General features: G+C 57.3%; 20 protein-coding genes and 2 tRNA genes. 14 read left to right on the top strand and 8 right to left on the bottom strand.

Translation table 11 applies throughout. From position 1 onward, the window contains the following. Nucleotides 1–2: 2 nt before the first annotated feature. Nucleotides 3–1,160: an MFS transporter gene (locus ACHEXK_RS07335; RefSeq protein WP_416548894.1), complete on the top strand. Its 1,158-nt coding sequence runs from the start codon at nt 3–5 to the stop codon at nt 1,158–1,160. On the opposite strand, the gene ACHEXK_RS07330 is transcribed toward ACHEXK_RS07335, so the two are convergent. From ACHEXK_RS07330 to earP, 5 genes are all read right to left on the bottom strand, one after another. Then, a complete protein-coding gene (locus tag ACHEXK_RS07330; RefSeq protein ID WP_416548706.1) occupies nt 1,142–2,014 on the bottom strand; it encodes a TIGR00730 family Rossman fold protein in 873 nt (290 codons plus the stop codon). The genes ACHEXK_RS07335 and ACHEXK_RS07330 overlap by 19 nt on opposite strands. A 67-nt stretch (nt 2,015–2,081) precedes the next feature. After that, nucleotides 2,082–2,636, bottom strand: a complete 555-nt coding sequence (gene efp, locus ACHEXK_RS07325) for an elongation factor P (RefSeq protein ID WP_062404128.1) — start codon at nt 2,634–2,636, stop codon at nt 2,082–2,084. Nucleotides 2,637–2,732: 96 nt separating this feature from the next. After that, nucleotides 2,733–3,167 (bottom strand): DUF6691 family protein, encoded by a 435-nt coding sequence (locus ACHEXK_RS07320; protein ID WP_416548705.1) that lies wholly within the window; start codon nt 3,165–3,167, stop codon nt 2,733–2,735. Further along, nucleotides 3,164–3,646 carry a YeeE/YedE family protein gene (locus ACHEXK_RS07315; protein WP_416548704.1) on the bottom strand — a complete coding sequence of 161 codons (483 nt, stop codon included), beginning with the start codon at nt 3,644–3,646 and terminating at the stop codon, nt 3,164–3,166. Before ACHEXK_RS07315 ends, ACHEXK_RS07320 begins: the two co-directional genes overlap by 4 nt. 92 nt (nt 3,647–3,738) lie before the next feature. Then, nucleotides 3,739–4,827 carry an elongation factor P maturation arginine rhamnosyltransferase EarP gene (gene earP / locus ACHEXK_RS07310; RefSeq protein ID WP_416548703.1) on the bottom strand — a complete coding sequence of 363 codons (1,089 nt, stop codon included), beginning with the start codon at nt 4,825–4,827 and terminating at the stop codon, nt 3,739–3,741. A 54-nt stretch (nt 4,828–4,881) separates the two neighbouring features. On the opposite strand from earP, the gene uvrC reads away from it, so the two are divergent. The 8 genes from uvrC to dnaB all read left to right on the top strand — a co-directional run bounded on the left by uvrC (nt 4,882) and on the right by dnaB (nt 13,578). Next, on the top strand, nt 4,882–6,840 hold the full coding sequence (gene uvrC, locus ACHEXK_RS07305; RefSeq protein ID WP_416548702.1) for an excinuclease ABC subunit UvrC: 1,959 nt from the start codon (nt 4,882–4,884) through the stop codon (nt 6,838–6,840). 54 nt (nt 6,841–6,894) lie between these two features. Further along, entirely contained in the window at nt 6,895–7,464 is a 570-nt protein-coding gene (gene pgsA / locus ACHEXK_RS07300) for a CDP-diacylglycerol--glycerol-3-phosphate 3-phosphatidyltransferase (RefSeq protein ID WP_416548701.1), read from the top strand. Then, on the top strand, nt 7,461–8,369 hold the full coding sequence (locus ACHEXK_RS07295) for a DMT family transporter (RefSeq protein ID WP_416548700.1): 909 nt from the start codon (nt 7,461–7,463) through the stop codon (nt 8,367–8,369). Before pgsA ends, ACHEXK_RS07295 begins: the two co-directional genes overlap by 4 nt. A 76-nt stretch (nt 8,370–8,445) precedes the next feature. After that, nucleotides 8,446–9,531 carry a tartrate dehydrogenase gene (locus tag ACHEXK_RS07290; RefSeq protein ID WP_416548699.1) on the top strand — a complete coding sequence of 362 codons (1,086 nt, stop codon included), beginning with the start codon at nt 8,446–8,448 and terminating at the stop codon, nt 9,529–9,531. Between the two features lie 281 nt (nt 9,532–9,812). After that, nucleotides 9,813–9,888: transfer RNA gene (locus ACHEXK_RS07285), tRNA-Val, on the top strand. A gap of 63 nt (nt 9,889–9,951) precedes the next feature. Then, nucleotides 9,952–11,883, top strand: a complete 1,932-nt coding sequence (locus ACHEXK_RS07280) for a SurA N-terminal domain-containing protein (protein ID WP_416548698.1) — start codon at nt 9,952–9,954, stop codon at nt 11,881–11,883. Nucleotides 11,884–11,909: 26 nt separating this feature from the next. Next, nucleotides 11,910–11,985: transfer RNA gene (locus tag ACHEXK_RS07275), tRNA-His, on the top strand. A gap of 174 nt (nt 11,986–12,159) precedes the next feature. Then, a complete protein-coding gene (gene dnaB, locus ACHEXK_RS07270) occupies nt 12,160–13,578 on the top strand; it encodes a replicative DNA helicase (protein WP_416548697.1) in 1,419 nt (472 codons plus the stop codon). A 27-nt stretch (nt 13,579–13,605) separates the two neighbouring features. Here dnaB and ACHEXK_RS07265 read toward each other — a convergent pair whose 3' ends face one another. From ACHEXK_RS07265 to ACHEXK_RS07255, 3 genes are all read right to left on the bottom strand, one after another. Continuing rightward, the gene (locus ACHEXK_RS07265) at nt 13,606–15,264 is read right to left on the bottom strand and encodes a PhoH family protein (protein ID WP_416548892.1); all 1,659 of its coding nucleotides are present in this window, start codon (nt 15,262–15,264) and stop codon (nt 13,606–13,608) included. 207 nt (nt 15,265–15,471) lie between these two features. Continuing rightward, nucleotides 15,472–15,957 carry a peroxiredoxin gene (locus ACHEXK_RS07260; RefSeq protein WP_416548696.1) on the bottom strand — a complete coding sequence of 162 codons (486 nt, stop codon included), beginning with the start codon at nt 15,955–15,957 and terminating at the stop codon, nt 15,472–15,474. A 159-nt stretch (nt 15,958–16,116) separates the two neighbouring features. Continuing rightward, a complete protein-coding gene (locus ACHEXK_RS07255; protein ID WP_416548695.1) occupies nt 16,117–16,494 on the bottom strand; it encodes an Mth938-like domain-containing protein in 378 nt (125 codons plus the stop codon). Nucleotides 16,495–16,628: 134 nt separating this feature from the next. Here ACHEXK_RS07255 and ACHEXK_RS07250 point away from each other — a divergent pair, with 134 nt between their 5' ends. The 5 genes from ACHEXK_RS07250 to ACHEXK_RS07230 are packed head-to-tail and all read left to right on the top strand — an operon-like array spanning nt 16,629 to nt 22,203. Further along, entirely contained in the window at nt 16,629–17,870 is a 1,242-nt protein-coding gene (locus ACHEXK_RS07250; protein ID WP_416548694.1) for a pyridoxal phosphate-dependent aminotransferase, read from the top strand. Between the two features lie 53 nt (nt 17,871–17,923). Continuing rightward, nucleotides 17,924–19,246 carry a homoserine dehydrogenase gene (locus ACHEXK_RS07245; protein ID WP_416548693.1) on the top strand — a complete coding sequence of 441 codons (1,323 nt, stop codon included), beginning with the start codon at nt 17,924–17,926 and terminating at the stop codon, nt 19,244–19,246. After that, on the top strand, nt 19,246–20,691 hold the full coding sequence (gene thrC, locus ACHEXK_RS07240; protein WP_416548692.1) for a threonine synthase: 1,446 nt from the start codon (nt 19,246–19,248) through the stop codon (nt 20,689–20,691). The genes ACHEXK_RS07245 and thrC overlap by 1 nt, the downstream gene beginning before the upstream one ends. A 4-nt stretch (nt 20,692–20,695) precedes the next feature. After that, a complete protein-coding gene (gene glp, locus ACHEXK_RS07235) occupies nt 20,696–21,955 on the top strand; it encodes a gephyrin-like molybdotransferase Glp (protein ID WP_416548691.1) in 1,260 nt (419 codons plus the stop codon). Beyond that, nucleotides 21,952–22,203, top strand: coding sequence for a MoaD/ThiS family protein (locus ACHEXK_RS07230; protein ID WP_416548690.1), 252 nt, complete (start codon nt 21,952–21,954; stop codon nt 22,201–22,203). The genes glp and ACHEXK_RS07230 overlap by 4 nt, the downstream gene beginning before the upstream one ends. The last annotated feature ends 1 nt before the right edge of the window (nt 22,204 follow it).

Genomic DNA, 22,204 nt, shown 5'->3' with positions numbered 1-22,204 from the left:
AAATGTTTCTGCACGCCTGCATGGCAGGTGCCCGCATGGCGATGCCCTTGCTCGCCCTCAAGCAGGGTTTCAGTGCCGTGGCGGTGGGGGCCTTGTTGGCTTTGTTTGCCTTGTCGCCCATGTTTTTGGCGCTGCCTGCAGGCCGTTACAGTGACCGACGTGGCTTGCAAAAAATCCTGCGCATCAGCGTGGTTTTGGCCGCTTCCGGCGTTTTGTTGTCCGCACTGTGGCCAATTTTCCCAGTGATGTGTTGGAGTGCTTTGGCTGCGGGCGGTGCCACAGGCATGGCCGTGATTGCCTTGCAGCGCCATGTGGGGCGCATGGCCAAAGATTCGGCAGCGCTCAAGGTGGCCTTCAGCTGGTTGTCTTTGGGCCCGGCGGTGTCGAATTTCGTCGGCCCGGTGATGGCGGGTTTGTTGATCGACTACGCGGGCCCCGTCGCTGCAGATGTGGCGGGTTTCCGGTGGGCATTTTTGCTGATGGCGGTGTTTCCGCTGTTCACCTGGCTCTGGGTGCGCCGGGTGCCCGAGTCACCGCTGTCTCCCGCGCTGGTGGATGAACCGCCCAGGCGCGCCTTGGATTTGTTGGCTGAACCCCTGATGCGGCGTTTGCTCGGGGTCAATTGGTTGCTGTCATCGTGTTGGGACGTGCACACCTTTGTGGTGCCAGTGCTGGGGCATGAGCGGGGCTACAGTGCCTCGGTGGTCGGCGGCATTTTGGGGGCTTTTGCATTGGCGGCGGCCTTCATTCGGGTGTGTTTGCCCTTCATCTCTCGCCACGTCAAAGAACACCAGATCATCACCGCCGCGATGCTGTGCACGGGCCTGCTGTTTGCTGTGTACCCCTTGATGCCCACGGCGGGCGCCATGCTGGTGTGCTCGGTGTTACTGGGTCTCGTTTTGGGCACGGTGCAGCCCATGATCATGAGCACCTTGCATCAGATCACCCCCCCACACCGCCAAGGTGAGGCGTTGGGCCTGCGTCTCATGAGCATCAATGCGTCCAGCGTGCTGATGCCCATGCTGTTTGGTGCCGCGGGCGCCGTGGCCGGCGTCGCACCGGTTTTTTGGGTGGTGGGCGCGGCGGTCGGCACAGGGTCGCGTGCGGCCTGGTCTCTGCGACCCAGACCAGCCTCCAAACATCACGACACCTTGAGCTGATAAAAATCGCAAATCGCTTGCCAAGCGGCTTGGGGGGTGTCCACGTACTGGAACAAATGCACATCCTCGGCGCAAATCATCCCTTCTGCCACCAGCAGCTCCAGGTTGAGCAAGCGTCGCCAGTAATCGCTGCCAAACAATAAAATCGGCACGGGTTTGGATTTGCGTGTTTGGACCAAAGTCACCACTTCAAACAACTCGTCGAGTGTGCCAAATCCACCCGGAAATGCGACCAAGGCTTTGGCCCGCATCATGAAGTGCATTTTGCGCAGCGCAAAATAATGGAATTTGAAGCTCAAGCCAGGCGTCACATAGGCATTGGGTTGTTGCTCGTGGGGCAGGGCGATGTTCAATGCCACCGACAAGGCGCCCACCTCTGAAGCCCCTCGGTTGGCCGCTTCCATGATGCCGGGGCCGCCGCCCGTGCAGATGAAAAGCTGTTCATGTTGGGGCAAACAAGCGCAGGAGCGGGCCACCATTTGGGCAAAAATCCGGGCATTTTCATAATGCTCGGCATTGCGCAACAAGGCTTGGGCTTTGGCAATCGCTGGAGCTTGACCCGTTTGCAGCGCGTCTTTCAGGTTCGCCGTGGCGCTCTGTCGATCGACGAAACGCGCACTGCCAAACACCACCACCGTGTGTTCGATGCCGGCCTCGGCTTGGGCCAGATCAGGCTTGAGCATTTCCAGCTGGAACCGGATGCCTCGGGTTTCACGGCGCAATAAAAATTCCGGATCTGCAAATGCCAAGCGGTGGGCCTGAGGCTGCAGCCAATCGCTGGTGGGTGACTCGTTTTGCAAGTCCGCCCAGGCATGGGCCAAGGTGGCGTCTTGAAGGTTCGGTGTGTTGGGCATGCGTTCATTGTGCATGGGTCATGAAAAAAGCCCCTTGCGGGGCTTTCTGGTGGTCTCGATCGGAGGATCAGACGCGCTTGCGGTATTCACCAGTGCGGGTGTCGATTTCGATTTTGTCGCCTTGGCTCACGAACAAAGGCACTGGCACTTCCATGCCGGTGGCAATTTTGGCGGGCTTGAGCACTTTGCCGGAGGTGTCACCCTTGACGGCTGGCTCGGTCCAAGTGATCTCGCGCACCACGCTGGTGGGCAATTCCACCGAGATGGCTTTTTCGTTGTAGAACACCACTTCAAGTTCCATGCCGTCTTCGAGGTAGTTCAAAGCATCGCCCATGTTGGTGGCTTCGACCTCGTACTGGTTGAAATCGGTGTCCATGCACACGTACATGGGGTCAGCGAAATAAGAATAGGTGCACTCTTTCTTGTCCAAAATGACCTGGTCCATCTTGTCGTCGGCGCGGAACACGACTTCGGTGCCGAAGTTGGCGATCAGGCTTTTGAGTTTCATGCGCACGGTGGACGAACCGCGGCCACCGCGTTGGTATTCGGTGCGCAGGACGACCATGGGGTCTTTGCCGTGCATGATGACGTTGCCGACGCGGATTTCTTGAGCGGTTTTCATAGGAATAGAGTCTGAAATGAAAGGGAGTGGCTGGAGGCCAAGCCCGCTATTCTAACCTGCGAGGCTCGGTTTTCTGTGGTGTTGGAAGCCTGAAAATCAATCCCGCGCCGTCAGGCCATGGGCCAGTGCCCCCAGCACAATGCCGCCCAAAGCCCACAAAATGTCCGTATTGCCCGTGCCCAAAGCTGCAATGGCCGGGCCGGGGCACACCCCACTCAAACCCCAGCCCACGCCAAAAATGGCCGAACCGATCACGGTCTGGCGGTTCCAGCTGGCCGCTTGCGTCAGGAATTGCCCGCCCAGCAAGGGGCGGCCCAGCCAGCGCGGAAATCCTTTGTAAGCCAGCATGGCCAGGCCCGCTGCGCCGCCCATGACCAGCATCAGGCCCCAGTCTTGAAAGCGCAAAAAGCTCAAAACCACATCGGGCTGCACCATGGTGGCCAGCGACAAGCCAAAGCCAAACAAGGCCCCGGCGACCAGGGTGACCAGTGCCTTGGGCAGGGTCAGGGTGTGAGGGTTGAGCGGGTTCATGCCATGCCTTTCGTGGTAATGGCCATCAGGTTGGCGGTCATGAAGGCGGTGGCCATGAAGGTCAGCACCGCGCCCAGCGAAGGCAGCTGCAACGAGCCCAGCCCGCAAATGCCGTGACCGGATGTGCAGCCGTTGCCCAGACGCGCACCGTAGCCCACCAAAAAGCCGCCCACCAGCAGCTGCCAGGCCGGCACGCTGGTGTGCTGTGCCTCACCGCCCGCCAGCGTGAACCGCCAAACCAGCGCCCCCAGCACCACGCCCAGCGCGTACACCAGCCGCCAGTTGCGGGTGCTGACAAAGCGCGCTTGCTGAAAAAACGCCCGTTGGGACACGAACGACCAACTGCTGGAAAAGACGGAACTCATGCCGCCGACCCAGCCGTTGAACAAATACAGCAGCGCCACGCCAGCGCCAATGGTCAGGCCGCCCAGCAGGTAGTGCTGCCAACCGAGGGGGAAGAGGGTGTCGATCAAAGTCATGGGTCGGGATTATCCTGGAGGAAGTCTGGGCGTTTTGTGCGGCCAGACAGGTCCATCCCCCGTGTGAGCCTTTTCGCCGAATTAGAACCCCGTCAATCTGTGGAGGCGTTGTTGGCCACGAGCCCCCTCAATTGGTGAACCAGGTCATCCTGCTCGATCACCCGTTGCTTTGCCGTTTGTGCGCAGGCCGACCAATCTGACAGGGCAGAGGAATCCAGCTCAGGAAATTGGCGGGCATCCACCCCATTCCAAACCCGATGCGCCTTGCGCAAACTCTCCGGGGCCTGCATCCAATCCAAAAACGCCTCCAGCTTGGCGTGGTGCGCGTTGTCGTCTTGTGGGTAGATGTGCCAGATGAAGGGCTGACCCGCCCAGAGAGCCCTCACCAGCGAGTCTTCGCCGCGCACAAAATTCAAGTCGCAGGCCCAGAGCATTTCGTCAAAGCCCTCCTGGTCGGTATAGGGCAGGGCGCTCCAGTGGGGTGGCACGGCCATGCCCGCCAGTGCTTGCTGCACCGCCGCCAGCGGGCGGCCGGGGGTGACGAGCAGGTGGTGGGGTGTGCCCACCCCTTGTGCCAGCAACTGGGGCAGGGCGGCGGGCTCGTAGCAAAACAAGCTGATCAGCAGGCCATCCGGGGCCAGGTTGGGGGCTTGTTGTTGGCGCCAGGCAGCCCGGTCAAAGCGTTGTTGCCTTGACAGCAGGTCTGTTTCGCGCAGCAATCCGCCCGTGTTTGGGGTGAAGCCAGGGTAAAAGAAGGTCTTGCTCCAGCCCTTGGCCGGGCCGCTCATGATGGGCGAGGGCAACTGGTGCATGCGGGGCACCCAGTCTTCGGCGCTCAGGTATTCGAGGTTGATCCACTTGGGTTGTTGCGCTCGGGTGGCCACACCGTGCGCCACAAAGGCTGCGGGTATGTCGCAGCCAAAGGCTTCAACCCAGACATCCGCCGGGGGCAGCGATTGCAGGGTGCTGGCTAGGCTGGCGACGGTCCACGGGCGCACATCAATGCCAAGCTCCTGGTGGGCGGTGGGGGCCATCCAGGCCAAGGCCGAGGCGTCGTCTACCCACAGGCGCACCCGCTGGCCCGCGTCGCGCAACTGGCGCGTCAGGCGCCAGCACACGCCCAGGTCGCCGTGGTTGTCGATGACGGTGCAGAAGATGTCCCAGAGTTGGCCAGTTTGCATGCGGCGATTGTCGCTGGAGATTTCACACGCATCTTTTCACAGACAATAGCCGCCATGTCGCACACCCATGATGAAGCCCTGCTCGCGCAAGTTGCCGCGCTGCCCGCCTTGCCGGGGGTGTACCGCTACTTTGATGCGCAGGAGCAGCTGCTCTATGTGGGCAAGGCGCTGAACCTCAAGCGCCGCGTGTCGAGTTACTTCCAGAAGGACCACGGCGGCACCCGCATTGGCCACATGGTCAGCAAGATCACGCGCATGGAAACCACCGTGGTGCGCTCCGAGGCCGAGGCGCTGCTGCTGGAAAACAACCTCATCAAGACGCTGCACCCGCGCTTCAACATCCTGTTTCGGGACGACAAGAGTTACCCCTACCTCAAGCTGACGGGCAACGGCCGCGTGGCGCTGCCCGCGGTGGTCAAGACGCCCGAGGCGCAGCATTACCCGCGTGTGGCCTATTACCGGGGGGCGGTGGAAAAGAAGCACCGTTACTTCGGGCCGTTCCCCAGCGCGTGGGCGGTCAAGGAGTCGATCCAGCTGATTCAGAAGGTGTTCAGGCTGCGCACCTGCGAGGACACGGTGTTTGCCAACCGCACCCGGCCTTGCCTGCTGTTTCAGATCAAGCGTTGCTCAGGCCCGTGTGTGAACCTGATCAGCCCCGAGGATTACAAAGCCGATGTGCAGCACGCCGAGCAGTTTTTGCGCGGCGAGACCCAGGCGCTGATGCGCGAGATGGAAGCGCGGATGATGGCGCATGCCGACAAGCTCGAATTTGAGCTGGCCGCCGAGGTGCGCAACCAGTTGACGGCGCTGTCGCGGGTCTTGCACCAGCAATCGGTGGACACGGCGGTCGACACCGATGCCGACATTTTGGTGGCCAAAGTGCAGGGCGGCCGCGCCTGTGTGAACCTGGCCATGGTGCGTGGCGGTCGGCATTTGGGCGACCGGCCTTACTTTCCGGTGCATGTGCAAGACGCACAAGACCTCTTGGGCCTGGAGGTGAGCGAAGAAGACGGTGAAGGGCAGGGAGAGGGTGAACCCAAACGCCCGGTCGAGGTGCAGGTGCTCGAAGCCTTTTTGGCGCAGCACTACATCGGCGTGCCCGTGCCTCCGCTGTTGATTTTGAGCGTGGCGGTCGACAAATCATTGATTGCGGCATTGTCGGCGCAGTCGGGCGTGAAAATCAGCACGGTGACGAATCCGCGTGAGCACCGCCGCGTGTGGTTGGAGATGGCCGAAAAAAATGCCGATCTGCAATTGGCCCGCCTATTGGCCGAAGAAGGCTCACAACAGGCGCGCACCCGGGCATTGGCCGAGGCCCTGGACTTGGCGCCCGATGATTTGGACCAGCTGCACATCGAGTGCTTTGACATTTCTCACACGGCTGGCGAGAACACACAGGCCTCGTGTGTGGTGTTTCGTGAGCACAAAATGCAAAGTGGCGACTACCGCCGCTACAACATCGAGGGCATCACCCCCGGTGACGATTACGCCGCCATGCGCCAGGTGCTGATGCGCCGCTACGGAAAGTTGGCAGAAGCTTTGCGATCGGGCGAAGGCACTGCCCGGCTGCCGGACTTGGTGTTGATTGACGGCGGCAAAGGCCAGGTGAGCATGGCGCGTGAGGTGTTCATGGATTTGGGACTGGACCTTTCACGCATTGTGGGTGTGGAAAAAGGCGAGGGCCGCAAGGTGGGCCTGGAGGAGTTGGTGTTTGCCGATGGCCGCGAAAAGGTCTATTTGGGCAAAGACTCGGCAGCCCTCATGCTGGTGGCCCAGATTCGAGATGAGGCCCACCGCTTTGCCATCACGGGCATGCGGGCCCAGCGTGCCAAAGTGCGCATGGGGGGCAGCAAAATTGAAGAAATTCCAGGCATCGGTCCTCGCAAACGGGCCAAATTGTTGCAGCGCTTTGGAGGCGTGCGTGGGATTGAGAGCGCCAGTGTTGAAGACTTGTTGGGTGTCGACGGCATTTCCAAGGACTTGGCAGAGGCCATCTACAACGCCCTGCACTGAAGCTTGTGCACGACAGACATGGCCAATGGCCATGGACGTGCCACAATGAACACCATGTTTTTCACCATCCCCACCATCATGACTTGGACGCGCATTGTCGCGATCCCTTTGATCATTGGCGTGTATTACCTGCAAAGCTTGGCGGTCGAAACACAAAACGCCATTGCCACGATCATGTTTGTGCTGTTTGCCATCACGGATTGGTTGGATGGTTTTTTGGCCCGCAAGCTCAACCAAACGTCGGCATTTGGCGCTTTTTTGGACCCGGTGGCCGATAAGTTTTTGGTGTGTGCGGCATTGCTGATTTTGGTCCACATGAACCGGGTGCATGTGCTGATTGCCCTGGTCATCATTGGCCGTGAAATCGCGATCTCCTCCTTGCGCGAATGGATGGCACAGATCGGCGCAGGCAAAAGTGTGGCCGTGCACATGGTGGGCAAGCTCAAAACCACAGTGCAGATGGTGGCGATTCCTTTTCTGCTTTATGACGGCATGTTGTTTGGCCTGATCGACACCCGTGATTGGGGCGCTGTTTTGATCCTGATCGCGGCCGTGTTGACCATCTGGTCCATGGTTTATTACATGCAAAAGGCTTTGCCCGAGATTCGAGCCCGGGTGAAATGACCGGCGTGCGCTCAACTGCGGCCTGGCTCAAGGCAACACCCGTGGTTTTTGTGTTGATTTGGGCCACGGGTTTCATCGTGGCCCGCTTTGGCATGCCCCATGCACCGCCTCTGTCCTTCCTGTCTGTGCGGTACGCCTTGTCCATCGCCTGTTTAGGGGTGTGGATCGTTGGGGCCAAGGTCGCATGGCCCCAAAGTCGCCAGCAATTCCTGCATTTGTCGGTCACGGGCATCCTGATGCACGCTGGCTATTTGGGGGGCGTGTGGGTAGCCGTCAAGGCGGGCATGGGCTCCGGCTTGTCGTCTTTGGTGGTGGGGTTCCAACCGGTTTTGACCGCCATTTGGCTCTCTTACAGCTTGCAAGGCCAGGACCAACCGGCCATTTCCCAGCGCCAATGGCTCGGTTTGTCCTTGGGTTTTGTCGGCTTGCTCATGGTGGTTTGGCGCAAACTGACTTTGGGCACGCCCTTGGACCATGTCACGCCCACCAACATGGCTTTCGCCTTGGCCGCCCTGCTCAGCATCACGGTGGGCACGCTTTACCAAAAGCGCTTTGTGCAGCCCTGCGATGTGCGTTCCGCCAACACGGTTCAATTGTTGGCGGCTTTGTTGGTGACCTTGCCTTGGGCGCTGTTGGAGACCGAACCGATGCGTTGGAATCCTGAATTGGCAGGCGCCATGGCCTGGTCGGTGTTGGGGCTGACCCTGGGGGGCAGTTCGCTGTTGTACATTTTGATTCAACGTGGCGCGGCCGCATCGGTCACCAGCCTCATGTATTTGGTGCCGCCTACCACGGCCATGATGGCTTGGCTCTTGTTTGACGAAGCGATTACGGTGACCACTTTGATGGGCACGGCCCTCACGGCTTTGGGGGTGAGTTGGGTGGTGCGGCCTGCGCGAACTTGACGCCGTGTGTTGGGCTTTGTTGCTAAGCTCTCTTGATTCCCCCCGTCCTTTTTTTGTGATTCAGAAAGTACCTCGTATGAGCAAGTACCGCATCGCTGTCATCCCCGGAGACGGCATTGGCAAAGAAGTCATGCCCGAGGGTCTGCGCGTGATGGACGCGGCAGCCCGCAAATTCGGCATCGATTTGCACTTTGACCATTTCGACTTTTCCAGCTGGGATTACTGCGAAAAACACGGGCAAATGCTGCCAGACAATTGGAAAGACCTGATTGGTGGCCACGATGCTTTGTACTTTGGTGCGGTCGGGTGGCCTGAAAAAATTGCTGACCATGTGTCGCTTTGGGGTTCGTTGCTGTTGTTTCGACGCGAGTTTGACCAGTACATCAACTTGCGCCCGGCCCGCTTGATGCCCGGCATCATTGCGCCCGTCGTGCGCCGCGACGGCAGCGCCAGGCAACCGGGTGAAATCGACATGTACATCGTGCGCGAGAACACCGAAGGCGAGTACTCCAGCGTGGGCGGCCGCATGTTCCCCGGTACCGATCGCGAAATCGTGATGCAGGAGTCCATCATGACCCGCATTGGCGTTGACCGCGTCCTGAAGTTCGCCTTCGAGTTGGCCCAGTCCCGCCCCAAAAAACATCTGACCAGCGCGACCAAATCCAATGGCATCGCCATCACCATGCCCTATTGGGATGAACGCGTGGCCGAGATGGCCAAGGCCTACCCGGGCGTCAACGTGGATAAATTCCACATCGACATCCTGACGGCGCACTTTGTGCAGCGCCCCGACTTTTTCGATGTGGTGGTGGCCAGCAACTTGTTTGGTGACATCCTGAGCGACCTGGGCCCAGCTTGTACGGGCACCATCGGGATTGCGCCCAGTGCCAACCTCAACCCTGATCGAAAATTTCCATCCTTGTTTGAGCCTGTGCATGGATCGGCGCCCGACATTGCCGGCAAAGGCATTGCCAATCCCATCGGTCAAATTTGGTGCGGTGCGATGATGTTGGAGTTTTTGGGCCACAAAGACGCGCACGATGCGGTACTCGGCGCCATTGAGAAAGTGTTGGCTGCTGGCCCGGACGCACCGCGAACCCCTGATCTGGGTGGAAAAGCCTGCACGGCTGATGTCGGTCAGGCCATTGCGGACGCACTTTGAAGCCATTTTCAGGGGGGCACATCGAGGTCATCGCAGCGTATTTCTGTTGGGCGATGACGGGTTTGGGTTTTTTTCTAGGATAAAATCTAAAGCCTTCCAACATGGTCGCTGTGCGTGTGCTTTTACGGAGACTTTGGCCCTTTGGATGAAAGGCCTATGTTGGTGCAGACCATCCTGAACCGTCGCGCTTTGCAGGTGCGATTAAAATTCAGATTGCCCAAGTCCCATCGCTTCACTTTGCTCGTTCATGTTGAAGCTTTGATTTGAAGATTTTTTATGTGGGGCGCTTAGCTCAGTTGGTAGAGCGGCTCCTTTACACGGAGTAGGTCGGCGGTTCGAGACCGTCAGCGCCCACCACCACATACAAACCAAGGCGAACCCAGTGTTCGCCTTTTTTGTTGATTACACGAGACTTCAAACATGTTTGATTCGATTCGCAACAACTCCAAAATATTGATGGGTTTGTTGTTCTTACTGGTGATCCCTTCTTTTGTGCTTTTTGGCATCGAGGGCTACAGCCAGTTTGAGGACAAGGGCGCGGTGGTGGCCAGGGTCGATGGCAACAAAATCACGCAGTCTGAGTGGGATGCGGCTCACCAGCAGGAAGTGGACCGGATTCGTGCCTCTGTTCCCAACATGGACCCCAAGATGATGGACTCGGCGCAGGCCCGCTACGCGACCTTGGACAAGATGGTCAATGACCGTTTGATCGCTTTGGCTGCTGAAAAGCAATTGTTGCTGACCAGTGACCAGCGACTGGCACGCTATCTTCAGCAAGACCCATCCATTGCCAGTTTGCGCGGCGCAGATGGCAAATTGGACATGGAGCGTTACCGCCAGTTGGCCGCAAGCCAAGGCATGACGCCTGAAATGCTGGAAACCCGAGTTCGCCGAGATTTGTCGAACCAGCAGGTCTTGGCCGGCTTACAGGCTTCAGCATTTGCCGGCCACAAACAAACCGACACGGCCTTGGATGCTTACCTGCAGCGCCGTGAGGTACAAGTCAAACGCTGGTCCGCAGCGGACTTTGCCACCAAAGTGGTGGTGACCGATGCCGATTTGGAGCGCTATTACAAAGACAATTCTGAGCTGTTCCGTTCGGTCGAAAACGCGGATGTGGAGTTTTTGGTGTTGGACTTGCCTTCTTTGCAGTCGCGCATCGAATTGCCCGAGCAAGACCTCAAGACCTATTACGAGCAAAACCTGCAGCGCCTGTCCGGCCAGGAACAACGCCGTGCCAGCCACATTTTGGTGAATGCAGCCAAAGACTTGCCAGAGGCCGACAAAGCCAAAGCGCGTGCCAAAGCCGAAGAATTATTGGCCGCTGTGCGCAAAGCCCCAAAATCCTTTGCGGATGTCGCGCGCAAAAACTCGGATGACACCGGCTCGGCACAAAATGGTGGTGATCTCGATTTCTTCTCTCGGGGCGCCATGGTCAAGCCTTTTGAGGATGCTGCTTTTGCCCTGAAAAAAGGGGAAATCAGCGACATTGTGACCTCGGACTTCGGTTACCACATCATTGTTTTGACCGAGGTCAAGCAAGCACCCGTGCCCTCTTTTGAATCGATGCGTCCGAAACTGGAAGCTGATTTGCGCAAACAACAGGCCCAGCGCCAATTCGCAGAATTGGCCGAGACGTTCAGCAACAGCGTGTACGAGCAATCGGACAGCTTGACCCCCGTGGCAGAGCGTTTGAAGTTGACGATTCAAAAGACACAAGCGCTCACGCGCACCCCGCCACCTGGCACGCCAGGGGTGTTGGGCAACCCCAAACTGTTGCAAGCGATTTTTTCTGACGATGCTGTGTCCAAGCGTCGCAACACCGCCGCGGTCGAAGTCGCTCCCAACACGTTGGTATCGGCGCGGATCGTGACACACCGCCCAGCCACTGTTCGCGCCTTCGAAGAGGTCAAAACCGAAGCACGCCAACGCTTGGTCCAGGTCAAATCGGCAGAATTGGCCAAAGTTGAAGCCACGGCCCGTTTGGCTGGCTGGAAGTCAGAGCCCGCAAAAGCCCCTCTGGGTGAGGCCCTGACCATATCGCGTGATCTGGGGACTGAGCTGCCTGTGGCGATGATGGATGCCGCCCTTCGCACTGACCCTTCTCAATTGCCTGCGTTGGTGGGTGTGGATTTGGGTTTGCAAGGCTATGCCGTGGTTCGGGTGAATAAAATCGTGCCGCGCCCAGCAGAGTCAGCCCAGCAAGTCGAGCAAAGTCGCATCCAATTTGCGCGCTTGTGGGCGATGGCCGAGTCCCAAGCTTATTTGGCAAGTCTGAAGACCCAATTCAAAGTTGAAATTTTGGCGCAAAAACCCGATAACTCGGCCGTGGCAACTGCCGAAAAGCCCTGAGTATCGGGCTATAATATCCATCTACGGTGGCTGTAGCTCAGTTGGTAGAGTCCAGGATTGTGATTCCTGTTGTCGTGGGTTCGAGCCCCATCAGCCACCCCAAAATCCTCCAAGCCCTTCCGAAGTCGGAAGGGCTTTTTCGTTGGTGAGTCACTTTGTTGGTGTGCTCACCTTGTCCTTGGTTGATCACCGTTTACACCCTGTTTATCCACAGGCTTATCCCGTGACTCGGAGGTGGCCAGGGTCTACCATTGCCTTTTCGTTTGCCCGTACACCATGTCTGCTGCTTTCTCCCCCCTTTTGAGCGAATTTCCCGCTGACCTGTCCTCTGACCATCAAATCGCCAAGTTGCGTGTGCCGCCGCATTCCATCGAAGCCGAGTCAAGCGTGTTGGGTGGTTTGCTGCTTGACAACGGTGCTTGGGACCGGGTGGGCGATTTGTTGGTGGATACGGATTTTTACCGCCATGAGCACAAGCTGATTTATGCCGCGATTGGGGCGTTGATCAACACCTCCAAACCCGCAGACGTGATCACCGTGAGTGAGCAGTTGCAAAACCAGGGCAAAACGGCCGAGATGGGGGGGTTGGGCTATCTGAATTCTTTGGCTCAATACGTGCCCAGCGCCAGCAACATCCGCCGTTATGCCGAGATCGTGCGCGAGCGCTCGATCCTGCGCAAACTGGTATCGGCCAGCGATGAAATCGCCACCAACGCCTTCAACCCCCAAGGCAAAGCGATTGACCGCATCTTGGATGAGGCCGAGCAAAAAATCTTCAACATCGGTGAAGAAGGCTCGCGCATGAAACAGGGTTTCCAGTCCATGGACACGCTGGTGGTCGAGTTGCTGGACCGCGTTCAAGAGATGGCCGACAACCCGAACGACATCACCGGTGTACCGACAGGTTTTTACGATTTAGATCGCATGACCTCTGGCTTACAGCCTGGAGACATGGTCGTGATCGCTGCACGACCTTCGATGGGAAAAACCGCTTTTGCCATCAACATCGCCGAACATGTGGCCTTGAACGAGGGATTGCCTGTGGCCGTTTTCTCCATGGAAATGGGGGCGGCCCAGTTGGCAGTGCGTGTGGTGGGCTCCATTGGCCGCATTGATCAGGGCCATCTGCGCACCGGCAAGCTGAGCGATGACGAATGGCCACGTCTGACCGAAGCCATCGAAAAGTTGCGCACAGTGTCTTTGCACATTGATGAAACACCGGGCCTGACCCCATCGGAACTTCGCGCCAATGCCCGCCGCTTGGCCCGTCAGTGTGGCAAATTGGGCCTGATTGTGGTGGACTATTTGCAGCTGATGAGTGGCTCGGGTGGTTCAGGTGGAGACAACCGCGCCACCGAGTTGGGCGAGATTTCGCGTGGCCTGAAAATGCTGGCCAAAGAACTTCAATGTCCGGTGATCGCACTGTCGCAGCTCAACCGAAGCGTGGAGCAGCGCACCGACAAACGCCCCATGATGAGCGACCTGAGGGAGTCAGGTGCGATCGAGCAAGATGCGGACATCATCATGTTCATTTACCGTGACGATTACTACAACAAGGATTCCAAAGATCCAGGTGTGGCAGAAATCATCATTGGCAAGCAACGAAATGGCCCCACAGGCACGGTGCGCTTGACCTTCCTGAAGAACCTGACGCGTTTCGAAAGCCTGGCGTCGGGTCTGAGCGACGATTACTGAGACCCGAGGTAGGCTTTTGACCGAAGCTCAGAGGGCGTCGCTGGCAAAGTCGGCCAAGCGCGAGCGCTCGCCACGGGCCAAGGTGATGTGGCCGCCGTGTGCCCAGCCTTTGAAGCGGTCTACTGCGTAGGTCAATCCCGAAGAGCCTTCGGTCAAATAGGGCGTATCGATCTGGGCCAAATTGCCCATGCAGATGATTTTTGTGCCTGGGCCAGCGCGCGTGATCAAGGTTTTCATTTGTTTGGGCGTCAGGTTCTGCGCCTCGTCAATGATCACGTACTTGTTCATGAAAGTGCGTCCGCGCATGAAATTCATGCTCTTGATCTTGATTCGGCTCTTGATCAGTTCGTTGGTGGCCGCGCGACCCCATTCACCCGAATTACCACCATCCCCTTTGGCTAAAAATTCCAGGTTGTCATCGAGTGCGCCCATCCACGGGCCCATTTTTTCCTCTTCGGTTCCGGGTAAAAAGCCGATGTCTTCGCCCACACTCACGGTGGCACGCGTCATGATGATTTCGGTGTAGCGGCGGTCATCCAACACTTGTGTCAAGCCCGCAGCCAAGGCCATCAAAGTCTTGCCTGTGCCGGCGGTGCCTGCCAGGGTCACGAAATCGATATCGGGATCGGTGAGTAAATTCACGGCGAAGTTTTGTTCCCGGTTACGGGCAGTCACGCCCCACACGGCATTTTTTTGGTGGCCAAAGTCTTTCAGCGTGCGCAGCACGGCAGTTTTGCCTCGAATTTCAGTCACCCGCGCATACAAACTCGGTTCTCCGGGGGCCTCAAAGAACACGAATTGGTTGATGAACAAACTGGGCACGATGGGCCCAGAGATCCTGTAAAAAGTGTGTGTGCCCTGTTGCCAGCTTTCCACGGTTTTCCCGTTTTTGACCCAAAAATCGCTGGGTAAAGCCAGCGAGCCTGGGTAGAGCAAATCGCCGTCTTCCAAGGTTTTGTCATTTTGATAGTCTTCGGCTTGCAGCCCCAAGGCGCGGGCTTTCACACGCATGTTGATGTCCTTGGACACCAAGACCACATCTCGCGGAGCATGCAATTGCCCCAGCGCTTTCACAACGCCCAAAATTTGGTTGTCCGCCTTGCCTTGAGGCAGCGCAAGAGGCAGGCTCAAGTCGAGCGCTTGGGTTTGGAAGAACAACTGTCCGGTGGCGTCGGAATGTCCTGTGACGTTCAATGGCGAGCCTTGACTCAGGTCTTGACCTTGTCCAGAAGCCAAGACGTCGAGCGAGCGGCTGGCTTGGCGGGCATTGCGTGCGACTTCCGTCATGCCTTTTTTGTGACCATCGAGCTCTTCGAGCACGATCATCGGCAAGAACACATCGTGTTCTTCAAAGCGGAAAAGGCTCATCGGGTCGTGCATGAGGACGTTGGTGTCCAAGACGAAGAGCTTGCGTGGGCCGGTTTTGCGTTTGCTGCGCGGTGCCATGCCTGGAAGCGCAGCAGTCTTGGGCGCTGTCTTATCTGGTTCCGCGCCAGTTGGCGGGGCTGTTATGTCGAGGGCCCGTGTTGCGTCAGCCGGGCCCTTGCGTGGGCGACTGCTTTTGGTGCTGTCCTGTGTGCGCACCGGCTTGGCTGGAATAGCAGGCATGGTGTCCAACTTCGGCGCCTTGGTTTCAACCTGAATCATGGGCGGCTTGAAATTTTCTTCTGCGGCAGTTGAGACCATCGCAGCGTGTGTCAAGCGGCTGGCGCGTTGGGTAGGAGCGGGTGGCAGTGGCATGGGCAATGGCCTCGTCTAAAGAAATGGATTCAGCTGTGGAAAAATAAAAAGCCGCCTGGGTAAGCAGGCGGCTTTTCAAAATGGAAAGGGGCTGGTGGTCAGCGGCATGAATTCATTATGCACGAGCCCTAAGTCAGAAAGGAGGCAAGGGCATCAGGCAACTGCAGCGGCTTTTTTCAAGTCTTTCACCGCTTGGAGGACCTCTTCCACATGGCCTGGCACTTTCAAGCCGCGCCACTCTTGCTTCAGTGTCCCGTCAGCACCCACCAAAAATGTGCTGCGTTCGATGCCTTTGACTTTTTTACCGTACATGATCTTGTTTTTGACCACGCCGAACATGTGGCACATTTTTTCTTCGGTGTCGGCAATCAACTCGAAAGGCAATTCGAGCTTGCCTTTGAAGTCATCATGGGATTTCATGTTGTCGCGCGAAACACCCAGCACCAGAGCACCGGCTTTGACGAAGTCTTTGTATTTGTCCCGAAATTGCATGGCTTCGGTCGTGCAGCCTGGGGTATTGTCCTTGGGGTAAAAAAACAAAACAACGGGTTGACCGAGGTGTGAAACGTTGGAAACTTTCAGGCCACTGGTCGCGTTGGCTTCAAATTCGGGGAGGGGTTTGTTAAGAACGATCGCCATAAAACTTTGAACTCGCTTGACAGGTGGAGCGGCTGTCGACATGCAGTGTTGACAGAATCGCTAAAGGCCTTGGGCCCCGGCAGCCTTCCATTTTACTCCGAATGCGGCCTTCGAGACCAAGCACGACGTCTAAACAAAGATGCCTGCAAACAGCATGCTTTAAGTTTCCAGCAAGAGGGCCACCACGACTTTGCGGCCCTCACTGGCCAAAATGTTGTACGTTCGGCACGCGGCAGCCGTGTCCATGGTTTCCAAGCCAATCCCCTTTTGGATCAAGCACGCGAGCCAAGCTGGTTGAGGAAATCGCAGGCGCTGACCACTGCCAAACAAGGCCAGTTCAGCACCACTTTGGGCCAAGACTTCAAAATCAAGTGGTCTGAGGTCTTCAAATTTTGTTGCCTCCCACGCTTGAGGATGGGCGCCTGCCATGCTGCTGACGATCAAAGAACCCGTGAAACGCTGTCCATTGACCTCGATCCATCCTGGTCCATAAGCATTGATGGTCAGGCTGTTGGATTTGTCGGGTTGTAATTTCATGGGGGAAGTGCACGATGACTTGAAAGGCGCAATTGAACAATAGAGGCGATCCTCTGGGATTTGGGGCCGAGACGGCCCTGAAATGTGGTCAAATTATAGGTTTTCTCCCTCTTGAAACTCCTTTTGGAGGCAATTTGAAGCCCATTCAAAAATCTGCCAAGCTCGCCAACGTGTGTTATGACATTCGTGGCCCGATCATGGACCGTGCTCGTCAAATGGAAGAGGATGGTCACAAGATCATCAAACTGAACATCGGGAATCTGGCGGTTTTTGGCTTCGATGCCCCTGAAGAAATTCAGCAAGACATGATCCGCAACCTGCCCAATTCAGCGGGATATTCGGACAGCAAGGGTATTTTTGCTGCGCGCAAGGCGGTGATGCATGAAACCCAGAAGCAGGGTATTCAAGGCGTCTTGCTCGATGATATCTATTTGGGCAACGGTGCCAGCGAGCTCATCGTCATGGCCACCAATGCCTTGCTGGACAATGGCGATGAATTGCTTTTGCCATCGCCCGATTACCCACTGTGGACGGCGGCTGCCAGTTTGTCCGGTGGCACGCCCGTGCATTACCGCTGCGATGAGGCCAATGGTTGGATGCCCGATCTGGCTGACATCCGCGCCAAAATTTCGCCACGGACCAAAGGCATTGTGGTGATCAACCCCAACAACCCCACCGGTGCCTTGTACGCCGATGAGTTGCTCAAGGGCATTGTGGACATTGCCCGCGATCACGGTTTGGTGATCTTTGCCGATGAGGTGTACGACAAGGTCTTGTACGACGGCGTCAAGCACACCCCACTGGGCAGCTTGTCTCAAGACGTTCTGACCTTGACTTTCAACTCCTTGTCCAAGAGTTACCGATCGTGTGGCTACCGTGCAGGTTGGATGGTGATTTCGGGCGACAAAAAAAGAGCGCGCGATTACATTGAAGGCTTGAACATGCTCTCCAACATGCGGCTGTGTGCCAATGTGCCGGGCCAATGGGCCATCCAAACGGCCTTGGGGGGGCATCAAAGCATCAATGAGTTGGTGGGCGAGGGCGGTCGATTGCGCAAGCAGCGCGATTTGGCGCACCAGCTGATCACCGCCATTCCGGGTGTCAGTTGTGTCAAGCCCCGTGCTGCGTTGTACATGTTTCCCAAACTGGACCCCCAGATTTATCCGGTGCAGGACGACCAAGATTTTTTCTTGCAGTTGCTGGAAGAAACCAAGGTCATGTTGGTTCAGGGCACGGGTTTCAATTGGCCCGCTCCGGATCATTTCCGCATTGTGTTTTTGCCCCACGAAGACGATCTGCGTGAGGCGATTGCCCGCGTGGCCCGTTTTTTGGAGGGCGCGCGTAAACGTTTTGGGACCGAATCCTTGGTGGCCTGAAATCAATCCCTGCCCGAGCATTTCGGGCGCATTGCATTCAAGAAGATAGAAAAATGAAACCGATCAAAGTGGGCCTTTTGGGCATGGGCACTGTGGGCAGCGGCACTTTCAATGTGCTCAAGCGCAACCAAGAAGAAATCCAGCGCCGTGCTGGCCGAGGCATTGAGATCAGCATGGTCGCTGATTTGGATGTGGCGCGTGCGCAAAGTCTGGTGGGCGAGGGTGTCGTGGTGGTGGGCGATGCCCGTGCAGTGATTGCCAATCCAGAGATCGACATCGTCATCGAGCTGATTGGTGGTTATGGCATCGCCAAGGTCTTGGTGATGGAAGCGATTGCCGCCGGCAAACATGTGGTCACGGCCAACAAAGCGTTGTTGGCTGTGCATGGCACTGAAATTTTCGCTGCTGCGCAAGCCCAGGGTGTGATGGTGGCATTCGAAGCCGCCGTCGCCGGAGGCATCCCAATCATCAAGGCACTTCGCGAAGGCTTGACCGCCAACAGCATCCAGTGGGTGGCCGGCATCATCAACGGCACGACCAACTTCATCCTGTCTGAGATGCGCGACAAAGGTTTGGACTTTGGTGTGGTGCTCAAGGAAGCCCAGCGCCTCGGCTACGCCGAAGCCGATCCGACTTTTGACATCGAAGGGGTGGACGCTGCCCACAAGGTGACCTTGATGAGTGCGATTGCGTTTGGTATTCCGGTGCAGTTTGACAAGGCGCATGTCGAAGGCATCACCCAGCTGGGTGCAGCCGATATCAAATACGCCGAACAATTGGGCTACCGCATCAAGCTTTTGGGTATCACCAAACGCACAGCCCAAGGCATTGAGTTGCGCGTTCACCCCAGTTTGGTGCCGACTCAACGTCTGATCGCGAATGTGGAGGGCGCCATGAATGCGGTGATGGTGCAAGGCGACGCTGTGGGCACCACCTTGTATTACGGCAAAGGTGCCGGTTCTGAACCCACCGCCAGCGCGGTGATTGCCGACCTGGTGGACATCACCCGTTTGCACACCGCTGACCCCCTCAACCGTGTGCCGCACTTGGCTTTCCAGCCTGGGGCCATGAGTGACTTGAGCGTTTTGCCCATGTCCGACGTGGTGACCAGTTATTACCTGCGACTGCGGGTGGCCGATCAAGCAGGCGTTCTGGCCAAGTTGACCGGTTTGCTGGCCGAAGCAGGCATCAGCATCGACGCGGTCTTGCAGCGCGAAGCCGATCAAGTCAGCCAAGCTGGTGAAAACCAAACCGATGTGATCATCTTGACGCACGATACCCGGGAAGGCACTTTGAACGACGTGCTGGCCCAAATGCAGGCCTTGCCTACCGTGATGGCCCCCATCGTCCGCATTCGCAAAGAAGAGTTGAATTGATGCGTTATTTGTCCACGCGCGGCCACGCCGACCGCAAACAATTTTGTGAAATTTTGCTGGAGGGCCTGGCGCCGGATGGTGGCCTCTACTTGCCTGAAAGTTATCCACAGATCGGTACCGAGGCGCTCACACGCTTGCGTGATGTTTGGCAAAGCCAAGGTTATGCGGCGTTGGCTTTTGAAGTGCTGTCCTTGTACATCGATGACATTCCTCGTGATGACTTGAAAGCTTTGTGCCTGAAGACCTACACGCCTGAAGTGTTTGGCACCCAAGCCATTGTCCCCCTCAAGCCTTTGCAAGCGGCGGGCCATGCCCAGCCCGATTTGTACTTGGAGGCCTTGTCCAACGGCCCAACTTTGGCCTTTAAAGACATGGCCATGCAGTTGCTGGGCAACTTGTTTGAGTACGAATTGGGCCGCCGTGGAGAGTCGTTGAACATATTGGGTGCGACCTCAGGCGACACCGGCAGTGCCGCCGAATACGCCATGCGCGGCAAAGCGGGTGTGCGTGTGTTCATGACCAGCCCCAATGGTCGCATGAGTCCGTTTCAGCAAGCACAAATGTTCAGTTTGCTGGACGACAACATCCACAATATCGCCATCGAAGGGGTTTTTGACGACTGTCAAGACCTTGTCAAGGCAGTCTCCAATGATCTCGCGTTCAAACGTAAATACAAAATCGGGACCGTGAACTCGATCAACTGGGCGCGTTTGTTGGCCCAAGTGGTGTATTACTTCGCGGGGTATTTCCAGGCCACGCAAAACAACCAAGAAAAAGTCAGTTTCACCGTGCCCAGTGGTAATTTTGGCAACGTTTGCGCCGGTCATGTCGCGCGCATGATGGGCTTGCCGATTGACCGTTTGGTGGTCGCCACCAATGAAAACGATGTGCTCGACGAGTTTTTTAAAACCGGCGTTTACCGCGTTCGCGGCACGAACGATACCCACGAGACCTCCAGTCCGTCCATGGATATTTCCAAGGCCAGCAACTTCGAACGTTTTGTGTTTGACTTGCTCGAGCGAGATGCCTCGAAAACCCAGGCCATTTTTGGTGAGGGCTTGAGTCGTCTGGGCTACTTTGATTTGTCGGGGGATCCACGTTTTGTTCGTGCTGCCACAGTCTATGGTTTTGACAGTGGTCGCAGCACCCATGCGGATCGCCTGAAAACCATTCAACAAGTCTTTGCCCACTACGGCGTGGTGATCGACACCCACACGGCTGACGGTGTCAAAGTGGCCAAAGAGCATCGCAATCCGCAAGTGCCCATGGTTGTACTGGAAACAGCCTTGCCCATCAAGTTCGCGGCCACCATCGTGGAGGCGTTGGGCCGCCAACCGGAGCGCCCACCGCAGTTTGACGGCATTGAATCTTTGCCCAAACGGGTGCAGGTCATGAAATGCGATGTGGATTTGATCAAAGCCTACATCCGCCAACATTGCGATTGAACACATGAGTCATGCCCCTCGCGCACCCTTGATGTCGCTTGACGATGCCTTGAAGGCTTTGCTGGCGAATATTCAGGCACTGCCCAGATATGAGACCGTGGCCACGCTGGATGCCGATGGCCGCTTCTTGGCGCAAGACGTGGTTTCTGCTTTGCAGGTGCCGGCATTTGACAACTCCTCCATGGACGGCTACGCGGTTCGCCGCTCGGACTTGCTGCCCTCGGGCGTTGAATTGAGCGTGACGCAACGCATTGCGGCGGGGCAGTTTGGAGAGGCTTTGCGCCCGGGCCAAGCGGCACGCATTTTCACGGGCGCCCCTGTGCCCAGCGGCGCTGATGCCATCGTGATGCAAGAGCAAACCGAGCTGGTCAGCACCCACGGTGTTCCTCGTGTTCGATTTTTGACCACGCCAGAGGCGGGGCAGTGGATCCGTCGCAGTGGCGAAGATGTCAAAGCAGGTGACATGGTGCTCAAGCGAGGGCAACAACTCACGCCTGCCGAATTGGGTTTGGCCGCCAGCCTGGGCTTGGCGCAGTTGCAAGTGATGGCTCGGCCCAAAGTTGCGTTGTTTTCGACGGGTGATGAACTGGTCATGCCTGGTGACGTCTCCCCCAGTGACATGCCTCCTGGGGCCATTTACAACTCGAACCGATTTTTCTTGCGGGCTTTGTTGCAGCGCATGGGGTGTGTCGTGACGGATTTGGGCATCGTGCCCGATCGACGCGAAGCAACTGTGCAAGCACTGAAAATGGCCGCCGAGCACCACGATTTGTTGGTCACAAGTGGCGGGGTGTCTGTGGGGGAAGAGGACCACGTCAAACCCGCGGTGCAATCTTTGGGTGAGTTGGCGCTTTGGCAAATTGCCATGAAGCCCGGTAAACCCTTTGCTTATGGTCATGTGAGGCGAGAATCCATGCCCGGCTCGGCCCATTTTGTGGGCTTGCCCGGCAATCCCGTCTCCAGCTTTATGACTTTCTTGCTATTGGTCAAGCCTTTGGTTCTTGCCCTGCAAGGTGCCGCCCCTCAACCGCCTGTGCCTTACCGCTTGCCGGCGCACTTTGATTGGCCCAAAGGGGACAAGCGGCGCGAATTTTTGCGTGTTCGGCGCAATGCCCAAGGTGGTTTGGACTTGTTCCCGAACCAAAGCTCTGGTGTCTTGACTTCGGTGGTGTGGGGCGACGGGGTGGTGGACAATCCAGCTGAACAAACCATTGCCCATGGGGATTTGCTCAATTTCTGGTCTTTTTCGGAATGGTTGTCATGAAAATCCACTTGCGTTATTTCGCATCATTGCGGGAAACCATCGGTGTTGGCAGCGAAGCTTTTGAGACGTCGGCAAGCGATGTGGCGGGTCTGCGCCAAGCGCTGATTGCGCGCGGCGGGGTTCATGCCCAATGCTTGGCGATCGGTTTGCCGGTCCGAGTGGCCGTGAACCAAGTCATGGCCAGCGAGGCCACACCTTTGGTGCCCGATGGCGAAGTGGCCTTTTTCCCACCGGTGACCGGAGGCTGAT

It is taken from the genome of Limnohabitans sp. DCL3, assembly GCF_048019295.1.
Classification (GTDB): Bacteria; Pseudomonadota; Gammaproteobacteria; order Burkholderiales; family Burkholderiaceae_C; genus Limnohabitans_A.
This window is presented reverse-complemented; position numbering and strand designations above follow the sequence as displayed.

What these genes read in the sequence shown, in the direction of transcription:
- ACHEXK_RS07335 (WP_416548894.1), top strand. Translation starts at nt 3, where the DNA reads ATGTTTCTGCACGCCTGCATGGCAGGTGCCCGCATGGCGATGCCCTTG.
- ACHEXK_RS07330 (WP_416548706.1), bottom strand. Translation starts at nt 2,014, where the DNA reads ATGCCCAACACACCGAACCTTCAAGACGCCACCTTGGCCCATGCCTGG.
- efp (WP_062404128.1), bottom strand. Translation starts at nt 2,636, where the DNA reads ATGAAAACCGCTCAAGAAATCCGCGTCGGCAACGTCATCATGCACGGC.
- ACHEXK_RS07320 (WP_416548705.1), bottom strand. Translation starts at nt 3,167, where the DNA reads ATGAACCCGCTCAACCCTCACACCCTGACCCTGCCCAAGGCACTGGTC.
- ACHEXK_RS07315 (WP_416548704.1), bottom strand. Translation starts at nt 3,646, where the DNA reads ATGACTTTGATCGACACCCTCTTCCCCCTCGGTTGGCAGCACTACCTG.
- earP (WP_416548703.1), bottom strand. Translation starts at nt 4,827, where the DNA reads ATGCAAACTGGCCAACTCTGGGACATCTTCTGCACCGTCATCGACAAC.
- uvrC (WP_416548702.1), top strand. Translation starts at nt 4,882, where the DNA reads ATGTCGCACACCCATGATGAAGCCCTGCTCGCGCAAGTTGCCGCGCTG.
- pgsA (WP_416548701.1), top strand. Translation starts at nt 6,895, where the DNA reads ATGTTTTTCACCATCCCCACCATCATGACTTGGACGCGCATTGTCGCG.
- ACHEXK_RS07295 (WP_416548700.1), top strand. Translation starts at nt 7,461, where the DNA reads ATGACCGGCGTGCGCTCAACTGCGGCCTGGCTCAAGGCAACACCCGTG.
- ACHEXK_RS07290 (WP_416548699.1), top strand. Translation starts at nt 8,446, where the DNA reads ATGAGCAAGTACCGCATCGCTGTCATCCCCGGAGACGGCATTGGCAAA.
- ACHEXK_RS07280 (WP_416548698.1), top strand. Translation starts at nt 9,952, where the DNA reads ATGTTTGATTCGATTCGCAACAACTCCAAAATATTGATGGGTTTGTTG.
- dnaB (WP_416548697.1), top strand. Translation starts at nt 12,160, where the DNA reads ATGTCTGCTGCTTTCTCCCCCCTTTTGAGCGAATTTCCCGCTGACCTG.
- ACHEXK_RS07265 (WP_416548892.1), bottom strand. Translation starts at nt 15,264, where the DNA reads ATGGTCTCAACTGCCGCAGAAGAAAATTTCAAGCCGCCCATGATTCAG.
- ACHEXK_RS07260 (WP_416548696.1), bottom strand. Translation starts at nt 15,957, where the DNA reads ATGGCGATCGTTCTTAACAAACCCCTCCCCGAATTTGAAGCCAACGCG.
- ACHEXK_RS07255 (WP_416548695.1), bottom strand. Translation starts at nt 16,494, where the DNA reads ATGAAATTACAACCCGACAAATCCAACAGCCTGACCATCAATGCTTAT.
- ACHEXK_RS07245 (WP_416548693.1), top strand. Translation starts at nt 17,924, where the DNA reads ATGAAACCGATCAAAGTGGGCCTTTTGGGCATGGGCACTGTGGGCAGC.
- thrC (WP_416548692.1), top strand. Translation starts at nt 19,246, where the DNA reads ATGCGTTATTTGTCCACGCGCGGCCACGCCGACCGCAAACAATTTTGT.
- glp (WP_416548691.1), top strand. Translation starts at nt 20,696, where the DNA reads ATGAGTCATGCCCCTCGCGCACCCTTGATGTCGCTTGACGATGCCTTG.
- ACHEXK_RS07230 (WP_416548690.1), top strand. Translation starts at nt 21,952, where the DNA reads ATGAAAATCCACTTGCGTTATTTCGCATCATTGCGGGAAACCATCGGT.